Here is a 14289-nt window from a genome sequence, read left to right as displayed (position 1 = left end):
CGGACCGTCCCTCCTGTTCCCGCCCCGCGCGGGGCTTCTGCCCGCGCGGACTCCTTCCCGCGTACTCGCTTCCCGCGTACGACCCGCCGCGCGCCCGTGGCCGCGCTTCCGGGTCGTGCGCCCTTTTTGTTCGCCTTTGTTGATGAAAGCGCACGTCCGGCACGTCATTGGCGGGATCTCCCACTATTGTTCTGAGCTGTGCCTCGCCCATTGGGAGAACTCGAAGACGCGGTCATGACGCGGGTGTGGAAGTGGAACCGCCCGGTGACCGTTCGAGAAGTCCTGGAAGACCTCCAGCAGGAACGGTCCATCGCCTACACCACGGTGATGACCGTTTTGGACAATCTCCATCAGAAGGGCTGGGTGCGGCGGGAGGCCGAAGGCCGGGCCTATCGATATGAGGCCGTCTCCACGCGAGCCGCCTACGCCGCCGCCCTCATGAACGACGCGTGGTCCCAGAGCGACAACCCCGCCGCCGCTCTCGTCGCCTTCTTCGGGATGATGAGCGACGAACAGCGCCAGGCCCTGCGGGACGCCGTACGGATCGTGCAGGGCCCCGATAGGCCTGAACGGCGGGAAGAACGCGAAGACGGGGAAGCCCCGCAAGAGGAGAACCCCGGCTCCGAGACGGACCGCGGCGGGCGATAGCGTCCGCTCATGTCAGCGATGCGCCCCGAAGTCACCGCAAAAGCCATCACCGTCCGGCGGGCCCGCACCGGCGATGTCCCGGCGGTGCGCCGACTCCTTGACGCGTACGTCCGCGACCGCATCCTCCTCGACAAAGCCACGGTGATGCTTTACGAGGACATCCAGGAGTTCTGGGTGGCGGAACGCGACGACAACGCCGAGGTGGTCGGCTGCGGCGCACTGCACGTGATGTGGGAAGACCTCGCCGAAGTGCGCACTCTCGCGGTGAAGCCGGGCCTCAAGGGCGCCGGCGTCGGTCATCAGTTGCTGGAGAAGTTGCTGGAGACCGCGCGTTGGCTCGGTGTTCGCCGGGTTTTCTGCCTGACCTTCGAAGTCGAGTTCTTCGGCAAGCACGGCTTCGTGGAGATCGGCGAGACGCCCGTGGACACCGATGTCTACGCGGAGCTGTTGCGCTCCTATGACGAGGGTGTCGCCGAGTTCCTCGGACTCGAACGAGTGAAACCGAACACCTTGGGCAACAGCCGGATGCTTCTGCATCTGTGATCGCCCGGAGGGTTCGTCGCGGATCGCCCCGGACAAGACGCATCGCGTCGGAGTTGGGCGGGAGATCGGACCCCTATTCCGGATGCCTCGCCTTGCCCAGGTGGCCTATGTCCGAAACGCGCAAGTTTCCGGTGGGAGCGGGCCCCTCGGTCTCTCTCAGGGGTTTGTGTTTTTCCCGCAAAAGCGGTTTGCTTTCCGACGTACTGCAGTACTGCATATAACAGGGGGCGGCGAAACGGCGGGCGCCGCTCACCCCCGGCCCTGAAGTTATCGATGAAAGGAAATCCGGTGGCACAGAAGGTTCAGGTCCTTCTTGTCGACGACCTCGACGGCGGCGAGGCGGACGAGACCGTGACGTTCGCGCTGGACGGCAAGACGTACGAGATCGATCTCACGACTGCCAATGCGGACAAGCTGCGCGGCCTTCTCGACCCCTACGTCAAGGGTGGTCGTCGTACCGGTGGCCGTGCGGCGGGCGGACGTGGGAAGACCCGTGCGGCAGCCGGCGGCGGCAGCCAGGACACCGCGCAGATCCGCGCCTGGGCGAAGGAGAACGGCTACGAGGTCAACGACCGCGGCCGCGTTCCGGCGACGATCCGCCAGGCCTACGAGGACGCCAACGCCTGATCACCCTCAAGCCGTGGCCCTTGCCACACCCGGACCCGGTGACACTCGGTCGCCATCGTGTCCACCAGCCGTACGAGATCGGGGGCGCATCCCACGCCCCCCATGGCCGGCAGTGCCGGCATTCTCGGAAGCGAGTCCTCTGCCTCGCGCCCCGGCCCGGGGGGCCGCAACCAGACGGCGGCCCCCTCCACGGGCTGCGGGAGCCCTACGGCTTCCGGCGGGCCGGCGAGGTCCTCGGCGGCCTCCGGCCGTACTCGCGTCCCGATGGAGAGCGGCTCGGGCCGTGCCGGAGCGTCCATCCGGCCGTCCGCGCCCAGCGCCCGCAGGTCCAGGGCCAGCGGTCCCCACTCCAGCCACTCCAGCAGCCCCGGCAGCTCCTCCGCGCTGCCCGCGGCCACCAGCAGTCGCATCCGGTCGCCCTGGAGCGCCACCGGAGAACCCGGCCCCAGATGCCTGAGCGCCTTCGCGCCCGCCGCGGCCGGTACGTCGAGCACGTCGAACCGCACGCCCGTGACCAGCCGCAACGGCTCTCCGGGTGCCTCGGGCACTGTTGCCCAGCCCAGATCGTTCTCGTACCAGTGCCGGAGTGCGTGCCGCCGGATCCGGGCTGCCAGGTGGCCCGCCCCGGTCGCGCGACAGACAGTGGAGACGAGCGGACTACGGGGGTGAGGGACCGTTGAAGCGGCCAGAGGGACTGTGCCAGCCATACAAAGCGCAACCGCCACGATCCCGCCCGAGTTACGCTGAGTGCGCGTGCGAATGCGCAGAGTTCCGAAAAAGGAAACCCGTGGGGCTCCGGAGGGACGCAAGGTTGTTCGCCCGTAGCGGAGGGACCGGGGGCATACGGCATGGACTGTCAGTCCGGACGGGTAAGACATCCCTAGTGGGAGGGGGCGACACGCAGGCGAAGCCGCCCCACGTTCGCCATCGGCGTACTGGCGGAAGGGGTAACTGCCTGGCCTGCGGGAACATCGTCTCGCACCATCGGGTTGGAGCAGATGTCGGCGTTCGGGGTCAGGAGGCCATCGACGGTGTCGGCAGTTGGAATGAGCGGTCCCCGCTTGCGGGACTAAGCTGCGGAAGGACAGAGAGGGGAAGTTCCCCCCACTGCCTGACCGCTCTGAGGAGCGATTAACGATGTTCGAGAGGTTCACCGACCGCGCGCGGCGGGTTGTCGTCCTGGCTCAGGAAGAAGCCCGGATGCTCAACCACAACTACATCGGCACCGAGCACATCCTCCTGGGCCTGATCCACGAGGGTGAGGGTGTCGCCGCCAAGGCCCTTGAGAGCCTCGGGATTTCGCTCGAGGCGGTCCGCCAGCAGGTGGAGGAGATCATCGGCCAGGGCCAGCAGGCCCCGTCCGGGCACATCCCCTTCACCCCCCGTGCCAAGAAGGTCCTGGAGCTGTCGCTCCGGGAGGCCCTCCAGCTGGGTCACAACTACATCGGCACGGAGCACATCCTGCTCGGCCTGATCCGCGAGGGCGAGGGCGTCGCCGCCCAGGTCCTCGTCAAGCTGGGCGCAGATCTCAACCGGGTGCGGCAGCAGGTCATCCAGCTGCTCTCCGGTTACCAGGGCAAGGAGACCGCCACCGCCGGCGGGCCTGCCGAGGGCACCCCCTCGACGTCCCTGGTCCTCGACCAGTTCGGCCGGAACCTCACCCAGGCCGCTCGCGAGTCCAAGCTCGACCCGGTCATCGGGCGCGAGAAGGAGATCGAGCGGGTCATGCAGGTGCTGTCCCGCCGTACCAAGAACAACCCGGTCCTGATCGGTGAGCCCGGCGTCGGCAAGACCGCCGTCGTCGAGGGCCTCGCTCAGGCCATCGTCAAGGGCGAGGTGCCCGAGACCCTCAAGGACAAGCACCTCTACACCCTGGACCTCGGCGCCCTGGTCGCCGGCTCCCGCTACCGCGGTGACTTCGAGGAGCGCCTGAAGAAGGTTCTCAAGGAGATCCGCACCCGCGGTGACATCATCCTGTTCATCGACGAGCTGCACACGCTGGTCGGTGCGGGTGCCGCCGAGGGCGCCATCGACGCGGCTTCGATCCTGAAGCCGATGCTGGCCCGCGGTGAGCTGCAGACCATCGGTGCCACCACCCTGGACGAGTACCGCAAGCACCTGGAGAAGGACGCGGCCCTCGAGCGCCGCTTCCAGCCCATCCAGGTCGCCGAGCCGTCCCTGCCGCACACGATCGAGATCCTCAAGGGTCTGCGTGACCGGTACGAGGCCCACCACCGGGTCTCCATCACGGACGAGGCGCTGGTCCAGGCGGCCACGCTGGCCGACCGCTACATCTCCGACCGCTTCCTGCCGGACAAGGCGATCGACCTGATCGACGAGGCCGGTTCCCGGATGCGCATCCGCCGGATGACCGCTCCGCCGGACCTGCGCGAGTTCGACGAGAAGATCGCCGCCGTCCGCCGGGACAAGGAGTCCGCGATCGACTCGCAGGACTTCGAGAAGGCCGCCTCCCTCCGCGACAAGGAGAAGCAGCTCCTGGCCGCCAAGGCCAAGCGGGAGAAGGAGTGGAAGGCCGGCGACATGGACGTCGTCGCCGAGGTCGACGGCGAGCTGATCGCCGAGGTGCTGGCGACCGCCACGGGCATCCCGGTCTTCAAGCTCACCGAGGAGGAGTCCTCGCGTCTGCTGCGCATGGAGGACGAGCTCCACAAGCGGGTCATCGGCCAGGTCGACGCCGTCAAGGCGCTGTCGAAGGCGATCCGCCGTACGCGTGCCGGTCTGAAGGACCCGAAGCGCCCCGGTGGCTCGTTCATCTTCGCCGGCCCGTCCGGTGTCGGTAAGACCGAGCTGTCCAAGGCCCTCGCCGAGTTCCTCTTCGGTGACGAGGACGCGCTGATCTCCCTCGACATGTCGGAGTTCAGCGAGAAGCACACGGTGTCGCGTCTCTTCGGTTCGCCCCCCGGCTACGTGGGCTACGAGGAGGGCGGCCAGCTGACCGAGAAGGTCCGCCGCAAGCCGTTCTCCGTCGTCCTCTTCGACGAGGTCGAGAAGGCCCACCCGGACATCTTCAACAGCCTGCTGCAGATCCTGGAGGACGGTCGCCTGACCGACTCCCAGGGCCGGGTCGTGGACTTCAAGAACACGGTCATCATCATGACGACCAACCTCGGCACCCGGGACATCTCCAAGGGCTTCAACCTGGGCTTCGCGGCCACGGGTGACACGAAGTCCAACTACGAGCGCATGAAGAACAAGGTGTCGGACGAGCTCAAGCAGCACTTCCGTCCCGAGTTCCTCAACCGTGTCGACGACGTGGTCGTCTTCCCGCAGCTCACGCAGGAGGACATCCTGCGGATCGTCGACCTGATGGTCGGCAAGGTGGACGAGCGCCTGAAGGACCGGGACATGGGCATCGAACTCTCCCAGTCCGCCAAGGAGCTGCTGTCCAAGAAGGGCTACGACCCGGTGCTGGGTGCCCGGCCGCTGCGCCGCACCATCCAGCGCGAGATCGAGGACACGCTCTCGGAGAAGATCCTCTTCGGCGAGCTGCGCCCCGGTCACATCGTGGTCGTCGACACGGAGGGCGAGGGCGACACCAAGACCTTCACCTTCCGGGGTGAGGAGAAGTCGGCGCTGCCCGACGTCCCGCCGATCGAGCAGGCGGCCGGCGGAGCCGGCCCGAACCTGAGCAAGGAGGCGTAGCCCTCCCGGTTCGCCCGAGACGGTTCACGCCAGAGGGTTCACGCAAGAAGGGGCCGGTGCTTTTCGAAGCACCGGCCCTTTCGCGTACCGCCGTGCGGCTAGGACAGCTGGCCGTCGTAGTCGGGCAGCTTGTAGGTCTTCTCCGCGTGGCCGCCCGAGAGGTCGGTGGCGCTGTTGCCGATGTTCGCGATGATCGTGTAGCCGTTGTTCTCGATGTCCACGCGCTGGGCGGTCTTGTAGGCGGCGACGTCCTTGAAGAGGTCGAACAGGCCGCGGACGTACAGGCCGGAGACGTCGTAGCCGTCGTGCTCGAGGTTGTACTCGGTCGGCAGGTAGATGATGCCGGGGCGGGCCGTGACGAAGAACAGGGAGACGCCGTGCTCCTGGGCGTACCGCGCGACGTTCAGGACCGGCTTGTTGGCCGGCTGGGGGAAGCTGAAGCCGAAGTCGGTCTCCAGGGTGGTGTTGTCGATGTCGAAGACGATCGCCTGCCGTTCGCCCGGCCTGGCGGCGGCGATGCGCTGCTTCAGGTAGGGCAGGGCCTGGTCCATCACGGACTGGCAGTCCTGCTGCCAGGTCGCGTAGTCGACCTTTCCGGCGCTGCTCGCCGTCGCGGCCTGGGCCGGGGCCGCCATCCCGGCGAGTGCGGTCACGGAGACGGCGGTGACGGCCGCGCGGCGGGTCCAGGTGCCTGTGGTCATCGGTTCGGGTGTCCTCTCACGTCCGCGATTCTGTCAGGGGCATGGTGAGTCGGAGAAGTGGCGGAGAGGGAACCGTGAGGTTACCTGCGGGTAGGTCCGGCGAGGTGTGGGTCACATCCCGGGGTCCCCGAGGTCGGGGCGTCGGTGACATAGCGCACGGGCCGGATGTCCGTTACTAGCCGGGATAGTGGCACCTGGGGTTATTCGGAAAGGGATTTTCCCGCCCATGTCGCCGCCCGGTCGGGGAGACGGGGTCCGGCCCGCCCGGCCGGTGGCCCTCTGTCACAAAAGAGTCAAGCGCGTGGGTGGCTACTAGCCGGTGCCGTAGTTGGGAGGGTTTGGGCGGAGCGCGCCTTTCGGGTTACCAAGGGATGCCCCGTTCCGGTGGCCGCGAGTGTCGGCCGGTACCGGAGGGGGACCCCTGTCGCCTACTCCACGAGGTTTCGATGTCCCTGCGCGCCACTCTCCGAGCTCCCCGTACGACCTCGCTCCGCAAGCGTGCCGCCGTTCTGGCCGCCGGTCTCGGAGTCACGGCCGTGGTGGGGTCGGGGGTCGCGTCGGCGGCCACCTCCAGTGCCGCCGCCTGGATGGACCCGGTCAAGAGCTACACCCTCTCCGCCAGCTTCGACCAGGCCGGCGGCATGTGGACCGCCAAGCACAGCGGTCAGGACTTCGCGGTGCCGATCGGCACCCAGGTCGTCGCCGCGCACGGCGGCACCGTCGTCAAGGCCGGCGGCAACGGCGCCGGTGACGGTCCCGCCTACGGCAACGCCGTCGTCATCAAGCACGCCAACGGCCAGTACTCGCAGTACGCCCACCTGTCCCGCGTGGACGTCAGGGTCGGCCAGGTCGTCAGGACGGGCCAGCACATCGCGCTGTCCGGCAACACCGGCAACTCCACCGGGCCGCACCTGCACTTCGAGATCCGTACGACCCCGAACTACGGTTCCGCGATCAACCCGGTCGTCTTCCTCCGCGCGCAGGGCGTGACGGTCTGAGCCGCGTGATCGCCTAGACGGACCCGCCGGACCCGCCGGACCCGCCGGAACCCTGGTGGGCCTGGGTCACCAGGTCCAGGGCGACCTCCAGAACCGCTTCGCGCTTCTTCTCGGGGTCGCCCTCCAGGTCCTGCATCACGAACATGCCCGCGTGCAGCGTGAACATGGCGCTGATGCACCGGACCTGGTCGGTCAGAGGGGCGTCCGGGTCGACGAAGATGCCCCGCAGGTCGCGCATCCGGTCCTTGAAGGTGTCGCCGATCCGCAGCTCCCGTACGGTCGCCTGGTTCTCCTGCATGAAGCGGAACAGCGGTCCGGCCTCGCCGAGGGCCCGGCTGTAGCGCCGTACGATCTCCAGCTTCACCGCGAGGGTGTGCGGCTGGCCCTCGCCCCACTCGATCAGGTCCTGGATCGGCCGCGTCAGGTCCTCGAAGAGGCTGACCAGGATCTCTTCCTTGGTCTTGAAGTGGTAGTACAGGGCTGCCTTGGTCACGTCGAGGCGCTCGGCGATCTCCCGCAGGGAGGTCTTCTCGTAGCCCTGCTCGGCGAAGAGTTCGAGCGCCACGTCCTGGATGCGCTGGCGGGTGTTGCCCCGGCGCTGCTGCTTGGTGCCGTCCATGGTGACGTCCATCCTCTTACTCCTCGCACTCCCGCGAAAACCAGCCCTGCCGGATACCGACGCCCGCGTCGGAAACTTACTTGACGACCGGCTAGTGACAGGTTACTTTTCCAGTGTACTGAACTAGCCGGGCGGCAAGTAAGTAGGAGCCGCCAGGGGGAGTGGGAGAGATGGCGGACACCCAGGCGGCCGAGACGGGCCAGGAAGAACCGGCGGCACCGGCAGCGGCCGAGGCGCCGCAGAAGGAGCCCAAGAGCGTACGGGTCGTGATGCTCGCGCTCATGGTCGCGATGATGCTCGCGATGCTCGACAACATGATCGTGGGCACGGCGATGCCGACCATCGTCGGCGAGCTGGGCGGTCTGGAGCACCTGTCGTGGGTCGTGACCGCCTACACCCTCGCCACCGCGGCGGCCACCCCGCTGTGGGGCAAGCTCGGTGACATGTACGGGCGCAAGGGCGCCTTCATGACCTCCATAGTCATCTTCCTCGTCGGCTCCGCGCTCAGCGGCATGGCCCAGGACATGGGCCAGCTGATCGGGTTCCGGGCCGTCCAGGGCCTCGGTGCCGGCGGTCTGATGGTCGGCGTCATGGCGATCATCGGTGACCTCGTGCCGCCCCGCGAGCGCGGCAAGTACCAGGGCATGATGGCCGGCGTCATGGCGCTCGCCATGATCGGCGGCCCGCTGGTCGGCGGCACCATCACCGACAACTGGGGCTGGCGCTGGGCCTTCTACATCAACCTGCCGCTCGGCGTGGTCGCGCTGGCCGCCGTCAGCGCCGTCCTGCACCTGCCGAAGAAGCGGAACAAGACGCGCATCGACTACCTGGGCGCCGGTCTGCTGACCCTCGGCATCACCTCGATCGTGCTGGTCACCACCTGGGGCGGTTCCCAGTACGCCTGGACGTCCGCGCGGATCATGGAACTGATCGCCATCGGCGTCGTCGCCCTGATCGGCTTCGTCTTCTGGCAGACCAAGGCCGCCGAGCCGGTCCTGCCGCTGCACATCTTCCGGAGCCTCAACTTCACCCTGATGTCGGTCATCGGCTTCATCGTGGGCTTCGTGATGTTCGGTGCCACGCTCTTCCTGCCGCTCTACCAGCAGTCCGTGCAGGGCGCGTCCGCGACCAACTCCGGTCTGCTGCTGCTTCCGATGCTCGGCGCGATGCTGGTGACCTCGATGGTCGCCGGCCGGGTCACCACCAACACCGGCCGCTACAAGATCTTCCCCCTGGTGGGCGGGGTGCTGCTGGCCGTCGGGCTGTACCTGCTGTCCACGATGGACACCGACACCACCCGGTTCATCTCGGGCGTGTACATGGCCGTCGTCGGCCTCGGCATGGGCTGCCTGATGCAGATCACCATGCTGGTCGCGCAGAACAGCGTGGAGATGAAGGACATGGGCGTCGCGTCGTCGTCCACCACCCTGTTCCGTACGCTCGGCTCCTCGTTCGGCGTCGCCATCATGGGCGCGATCTTCAACGACCGGGTCAAGGACGTCATGTCGGAGCGGGCCGGGTCGCTGGGCTCCAAGATCACCGAGCAGTCGGCCCAGCTGGACGCGAAGAGCCTCGCGAAGCTGCCGGCTGCGGCCCGCGAGGCGTACCAGCACGCGGTGTCCGCCGGTACGCACTCGGCGTTCCTGCTCGGTGCCGTGATCGCGGTGGCGGTCGTGGCGGCCGCGGTCTTCGTCAAGGAGGTGCCGCTGCGCGGCGGCCCCCAGAAGGCGGGCTCCGGCGAGGAGGCGGCTCCGCTGCCGGTGGTCGAGGCGGTCTGAGCCGCGCGAGCCGCGCCCGAGATACGTGAGCCGCGTTCGCGAGACGTGAGCCGCGTCCGAGGGACGTGAGCGGCGTTCGTGAGACGTGAGCGGGTGGCCCCGGGACCGAGTGTCTCCGGGGCCACCCGCTTTCCGCCGTACGCCGTCCGGGGTCAGCGGCCCGGCTGGGTCGGGCCCGCCAGGATCGGGTAGCTTCCGGTGGCCGTCGGGGCGTGCTCCGGCAGCCAGAGGACGGCCACCGCGCCCTCCGCCAGGATGTGCTCGGGCGCGCCCACCGGCCGGATGTTGCGGAAGGTCAGCCGGGCGCCCAGCACCCGCGCCTGCCCGGCCGCGATGGTCAGGCCGAGCCCGTGGCCCTGGCCCGCGCGGTCCTCGCTGCCGGTGCGGAAGCGGCTCGGACCCTCCGCGAGGAGCTTCTCCGGGAACCCGGGGCCGTGGTCGCGGACCCGGATGACCCGGCCCTCGACGGTCACCTCGATGGGCGGCTCACCGTGCCGGGCCGCGTTGGCGAGCAGGTTGAACAGCACCCGTTCCAGGCGGCGCGGGTCCGTGGTGACCTCCGACTCGTGTACCACCCGCACCTCGATCGCCGGATCCTTCGCGGCCACCCGTCGCGTGACGAACTCGCCCAGCATGATGTCCTGCAGCTCGGCCCGCTCGGAGGCGCTGTCGAGCCGCGCCACCTCCAGGACGTCCTCGACCAGGGTGCGCATGGCCTTGGCCCGGTCCAGGACCAGCTCGGTGGGGCGGCCGGGCGGCAGCAGCTCGGCGGCCGTGAGCAGCCCGGTCACCGGCGTGCGCAGTTCGTGGGCGATGTCGGCCGTCACCCGCCGCTCGGCCTCCAGACGCTGCTGCAGCGCGTCCGCCATGGCGTCCACCGCACGGGCCAGGTCGTCGGTCTCGTCGCGTACGACCCCGCCGATGGCTTCCCGTACCCGTACGTCCGGCTCGCCCTGGGCGACCTGGTTGGCCGCGGACGCCGCCTTGCGCAGCCGCCGCGAGAGCTGTCCGCCGATCAGCACGCCGAGCGCGCTGCCGCCGAGCACGACCGCGATGGAGCCGATGAAGAGGGCCTGGTCGAGGTCCTTGAGCACGTCGCTGCTGCGGTTCGGGAAGGTGCCGTGCAACGACAGCACCCGCCCGTCCTTGGCCTGCACCGCCGCCCAGATGTCCGGCGCGCCGCTGCCCGGGTCGATGACGTCGGTCGCCCGGCGGCCGGCGTCGACCCGCTCGCGCAGTGCCGACGGCAGCTCGGGGTCGTTGACCTTCACGTCGGGGAAGTTCGCCCGGCCGTACAGCTCGTAGTTGCGCTGGGCGATCTGCAGCCGTTCGTTGGCGAGGTCGCGCGCGTTGTCCAGCATCGAGACCCGGGCGGCGTTGTGCACCACCAGGCTCAGCGCGACCGCGACCAGCGCGCCGACCAGCGCGATCGCCGCGCTCAGTTTCCACCGCAGCCCGGTGCGCAGCCTGGGTCCCCGGTGCCGGACGGACCGTTGGACGGATCTGATGAGCCCCCGCATGACCGCTCCGCTCAGGCCTTCAGCTTGTAACCGAAACCGCGGACCGTCTCGATCCGGTCCTGGCCGATCTTCGTACGCAGCCGCTGCACATGGACGTCGACGACGCGGGTGTCCCCGCCCCAGCCGTAGTCCCAGACGCGTTCCAGCAGCTTGTCCCGGGAGAGCACGGTTCCCGGTGCGGAGGAGAACTCCAGGAGCAGCCGCATCTCGGTCGGGGTGAGGGCGACCGGCTGTCCGGCCCGGCGCACCTCCATCCCCTCGGTGTCGATCTCCAGTTCGCCGAAGGTCAGGGGGCCGCCGGTCACCGGGGACGTGTCCTCCTGCGGCCGGTCACCGCCGCTCGCGTGCCCGAAGCGCCGCAGCACGGCCCGGATCCGGGCGACCAGCACCGCGCCGTCGAACGGCTTGGTGACGTAGTCGTCGGCGCCGGCTTCCAGGCCCAGCACCACGTCGATCGAGTCGGCCCGAGCCGACAACATGATCACCGGGACCGTGGACTCGTCCCGGATGCGCCGGCACAGGCTCACCCCGTCCAGGCCCGGCACCATCACGTCCAGCAGGGCGATGTCGGGCCGGTCGGCGCGGAACGCCTCCAGGCCGGACAGTCCGTCGGGCATGGCGGTCACCGCGAAGCCGTCCCGCTCCAGGGCGAGCTGGGTGGCCTCGCGGATGACGTCGTCGTCCTCGACGAACAGGACGTGGGTCTGGTCTGCCATCCCTGCTCTCTCGTGTGGTCGGTCGGGGTCAGTTGGCGGGCGACGGGACCGGGGTGGCGTCGCCGCCGGTCGCGTTGCCGTAGTCGGTGTGGTGGAAGTCCTGCTGGACGAAGCGTCCCGTGACCCACCCGTAGGTGATCACGTTCTCGCCGGACGGGCTCGACACCGGATCGCCCTTCTCGTACACCTGCTTGGTGACGCTCAGGTCGCCCCGGTCGATCTCCGCGTAGACCGGGGACTCCTCGGCCTTGAACACGTTCTTGTACGCGCCGCTCTGCTCGCGGTACACGTACGCCCCCACACCGACCGCGTCCCCGCAGGTCAGCACGTTCACGACGATGTCCTCGGCCGGGCCGCCGGTCAGATCGCCGTAGGTGACGTCGACCGGGTACTCGTCGCCCGCGCAGGGCTTCAGATCCCGTTTCACGGTGGCGGAGACCGCCGGATCGGCCTTCACCAGGGCGACCGCGTCGACCTTCGAATAGGTCTGGGACGGGTTGGGCGAGGGTGCGGTGGCGGCCGGCGCCTTCCGCGCCGAGTCGGCGTGTGCCGGGCCCTCGTCCCTGGCTCCGGTACCGCCGGTGCCGCAGGCGGCGGCGAAAAGGGCGAGGGCGGTGAGCACGGCCGCCGCCGTGCCCACCGCCTGTGCACCCGCCGGGCCCCGGTCGGGCCCTGTGCCGGTCAGGCCGCGCAACGCTCCTGCTCCTCACGCTCCAGCGCGCGTGCGTCGAGGTCGCGTGACTCCAGCTCCTCGCGGAGCCGGGCGAGCGCCCGGTGCAGCGTGCTCTTGACCGTTCCGGCCGACATGCCGAGGGCGGCGGCCGTCTCCTCCGTGGACATCTGCTCCCAGTGTCGCAGCACCACGACACTGCGCTGCTTCGGAGCCAGCACCTTCATGATGTCCATGAGGAGCGCGCGGTCCGCGTGCTGCTCGGTGGAGTCCTCCACGCAGGCGTCGGGCAGCTGCTCGGTCGGGACCTCCTCCAGCTTCCGGGCCCGCCACCACTCGGTACGCGTGTTGATCATGACCCGGCGCAGGTAGGCGTCCGCGAGCCGCTTGTCCTCGATCGTCTCCCAGCGGCCGTACGTGCGGACCAGCGCGGTCTGGAGCAGGTCCTGGGCGTCCGTCGGGTCCGGGACCAGACGGCGGGCGCTGCGCAGCAGCGCGTCCTGCCGGGTGCGGACGTACTCCTCGAATTCGAGCACCTCGCCCTGCGCCATGATCAACCGCCTCCCGATCCCCGTTTTCCCCGGCCCTGTGCCTGAGTTCCCGCCGTCCCGCGGTCGTGGCGGGCACGGAAACGAAGCTACGGACCTGTTGTCACGGGGCTGTGCGGAGCAGCCTTCGGCTAGCAATCGGCTGTCCGTCGGTTGTGTAACGGAAGTAGGTTCGGGGTAAGCGTCGGCACCTTTATTGGAGGTTATGGGGGTATTTGTCGGTCGACTGGAGCCGTAACACGGCCGCCTCTCCTGTGATGTGGCTGTGCGTCAGCCGAGCGGAAGCCGGTACAGGCCGTCCGCGAGCGGCTCCACCAGTCCGTCCGAGACCAGCCCGTCGAGAGCGCGGGCCCGCTGCACGGGCTCGTGCCACACCCGGTCGAGCGCCGCCTGCGCCACCGGGGCGTGCGCCTCGCGCAGCACGGCCAGCAGCTTGCCGCGCACCTGCCGGTCGGTACCGGCGTACGTCTGCCCGCGCCGGGGCGGCCCCTCGTGCTCCGGCTTGCCGGCCAGCCGCCAGGCGCATTCCCCGGCGATCGGGCACCGCGCGCACGTCTCGTTCTTCGCCGTGCACACCAGCGCGCCCAGTTCCATGGAGGCGGCGGCCCAACGGGCGGCGGTCCGCTCGTCCTCGGGCAGCAGTTCACGGGCGAGCCTGCGCTCGGCGGCTGTGGTGGCGTTCGGCGGGTACTGCACACCGGTCACGGCCCGTGCCAGCACCCGGCGCACATTGGTGTCGAGCACGGCGTGCCGCTGCCCGTAGGCGAAGGAGGCGACGGCCGCGGCGGTGTACTCACCGATGCCCGGCAGCGCGAGGAGCTGCGCGTGATCGGTCGGTACGTCACCGCCGTGACGTTCCGTTATGGCGACGGCCGCGCCGTGCAGGCGCAGGGCGCGGCGCGGATAGCCGAGCCGGCCCCAGGCGCGCACCGCCTCGCCGGGCGCCTCGGCGGCGAGGTCGGCGGGGCGCGGCCAGCGGGCCAGCCACTGCTCGTACACGGGCAGGACCCTGCTGACCGGGGTCTGCTGCAGCATGAACTCGCTGACCATCACACCCCACGGGCCCGCCTCCGGGCGGCGCCAGGGGAGGTCACGGGCGTGGGCGTCGAACCAGGTGATCACGGGGGCGTGGAGCTTCTCAGTCATGGCACTTCCGATCCTGCCACGTCCGGCCACGGCTGAGTCGGACATGCCTCCCGGCGGGGCCGGACCGTCCCGGCCCGGGACCGGTCCGTCCGGCGGCCGCCCTGGGGCCCGC

Annotated in this window: 14 protein-coding genes; 6 read left to right on the top strand and 8 right to left on the bottom strand. The window is 69.5% G+C overall.

The window, feature by feature from the left end; all coding sequences use genetic code 11:
• The first annotated feature begins 210 nt into the window (after positions 1 to 210).
• The 3 genes from ACFY3I_RS39020 to ACFY3I_RS39010 all read left to right on the top strand — a co-directional run bounded on the left by ACFY3I_RS39020 (position 211) and on the right by ACFY3I_RS39010 (position 1818).
• Positions 211 to 648 (top strand): BlaI/MecI/CopY family transcriptional regulator, encoded by a 438-nt coding sequence (locus ACFY3I_RS39020; protein WP_365286450.1) that lies wholly within the window; start codon positions 211 to 213, stop codon positions 646 to 648.
• Positions 649 to 657: 9 nt separating this feature from the next.
• Positions 658 to 1191 carry an amino-acid N-acetyltransferase gene (locus ACFY3I_RS39015; protein WP_351712168.1) on the top strand — a complete coding sequence of 178 codons (534 nt, stop codon included), beginning with the start codon at positions 658 to 660 and terminating at the stop codon, positions 1189 to 1191.
• Positions 1192 to 1479: 288 nt separating this feature from the next.
• Positions 1480 to 1818 (top strand): Lsr2 family protein, encoded by a 339-nt coding sequence (locus ACFY3I_RS39010; RefSeq protein ID WP_390865704.1) that lies wholly within the window; start codon positions 1480 to 1482, stop codon positions 1816 to 1818.
• Here ACFY3I_RS39010 and ACFY3I_RS39005 read toward each other — a convergent pair.
• Positions 1797 to 2525 carry an SCO3374 family protein gene (locus ACFY3I_RS39005; RefSeq protein ID WP_390865703.1) on the bottom strand — a complete coding sequence of 243 codons (729 nt, stop codon included), beginning with the start codon at positions 2523 to 2525 and terminating at the stop codon, positions 1797 to 1799. The two genes, ACFY3I_RS39010 and ACFY3I_RS39005, sit on opposite strands and share 22 nt — an antisense overlap.
• Before the next feature lie 430 nt (positions 2526 to 2955).
• Here ACFY3I_RS39005 and ACFY3I_RS39000 point away from each other — a divergent pair, with 430 nt between their 5' ends.
• Positions 2956 to 5481: an ATP-dependent Clp protease ATP-binding subunit gene (locus tag ACFY3I_RS39000; RefSeq protein WP_365286444.1), complete on the top strand. Its 2526-nt coding sequence runs from the start codon at positions 2956 to 2958 to the stop codon at positions 5479 to 5481.
• Between the two features lie 98 nt (positions 5482 to 5579).
• Here the strand turns inward: ACFY3I_RS39000 and ACFY3I_RS38995 are convergent, their stop codons facing one another.
• Positions 5580 to 6182, bottom strand: a complete 603-nt coding sequence (locus ACFY3I_RS38995; protein ID WP_365286442.1) for an HAD family acid phosphatase — start codon at positions 6180 to 6182, stop codon at positions 5580 to 5582.
• Positions 6183 to 6628: 446 nt separating this feature from the next.
• On the opposite strand from ACFY3I_RS38995, the gene ACFY3I_RS38990 reads away from it, so the two are divergent.
• Entirely contained in the window at positions 6629 to 7180 is a 552-nt protein-coding gene (locus ACFY3I_RS38990; RefSeq protein ID WP_365286440.1) for a M23 family metallopeptidase, read from the top strand.
• Between the two features lie 13 nt (positions 7181 to 7193).
• Here ACFY3I_RS38990 and ACFY3I_RS38985 read toward each other — a convergent pair whose 3' ends face one another.
• Positions 7194 to 7811 carry a TetR/AcrR family transcriptional regulator gene (locus tag ACFY3I_RS38985; protein WP_390865702.1) on the bottom strand — a complete coding sequence of 206 codons (618 nt, stop codon included), beginning with the start codon at positions 7809 to 7811 and terminating at the stop codon, positions 7194 to 7196.
• Between the two features lie 158 nt (positions 7812 to 7969).
• On the opposite strand from ACFY3I_RS38985, the gene ACFY3I_RS38980 reads away from it, so the two are divergent.
• Positions 7970 to 9577 carry an MDR family MFS transporter gene (locus ACFY3I_RS38980; RefSeq protein WP_365286436.1) on the top strand — a complete coding sequence of 536 codons (1608 nt, stop codon included), beginning with the start codon at positions 7970 to 7972 and terminating at the stop codon, positions 9575 to 9577.
• Between the two features lie 152 nt (positions 9578 to 9729).
• Here ACFY3I_RS38980 and cseC read toward each other — a convergent pair whose 3' ends face one another.
• From cseC to ACFY3I_RS38955, 5 genes are all read right to left on the bottom strand, one after another.
• On the bottom strand, positions 9730 to 11097 hold the full coding sequence (gene cseC, locus ACFY3I_RS38975; RefSeq protein ID WP_390865701.1) for a two-component system sensor histidine kinase CseC: 1368 nt from the start codon (positions 11095 to 11097) through the stop codon (positions 9730 to 9732).
• A gap of 11 nt (positions 11098 to 11108) precedes the next feature.
• Positions 11109 to 11813 (bottom strand): two-component system response regulator CseB, encoded by a 705-nt coding sequence (gene cseB, locus ACFY3I_RS38970; protein ID WP_365286433.1) that lies wholly within the window; start codon positions 11811 to 11813, stop codon positions 11109 to 11111.
• Positions 11814 to 11841: 28 nt separating this feature from the next.
• On the bottom strand, positions 11842 to 12507 hold the full coding sequence (locus tag ACFY3I_RS38965) for a hypothetical protein (protein WP_390865700.1): 666 nt from the start codon (positions 12505 to 12507) through the stop codon (positions 11842 to 11844).
• The gene (locus ACFY3I_RS38960) at positions 12495 to 13034 is read right to left on the bottom strand and encodes a SigE family RNA polymerase sigma factor (RefSeq protein WP_351748657.1); all 540 of its coding nucleotides are present in this window, start codon (positions 13032 to 13034) and stop codon (positions 12495 to 12497) included. Before ACFY3I_RS38960 ends, ACFY3I_RS38965 begins: the two co-directional genes overlap by 13 nt.
• Before the next feature lie 267 nt (positions 13035 to 13301).
• Positions 13302 to 14177 (bottom strand): A/G-specific adenine glycosylase, encoded by an 876-nt coding sequence (locus tag ACFY3I_RS38955; protein WP_365286429.1) that lies wholly within the window; start codon positions 14175 to 14177, stop codon positions 13302 to 13304.
• Positions 14178 to 14289 lie beyond the last annotated feature (112 nt).

This window comes from Streptomyces sp. NPDC001068 (genome assembly GCF_042897315.1).
Taxonomy (GTDB): Bacteria; Actinomycetota; Actinomycetes; order Streptomycetales; family Streptomycetaceae; genus Streptomyces.
This window is presented reverse-complemented; position numbering and strand designations above follow the sequence as displayed.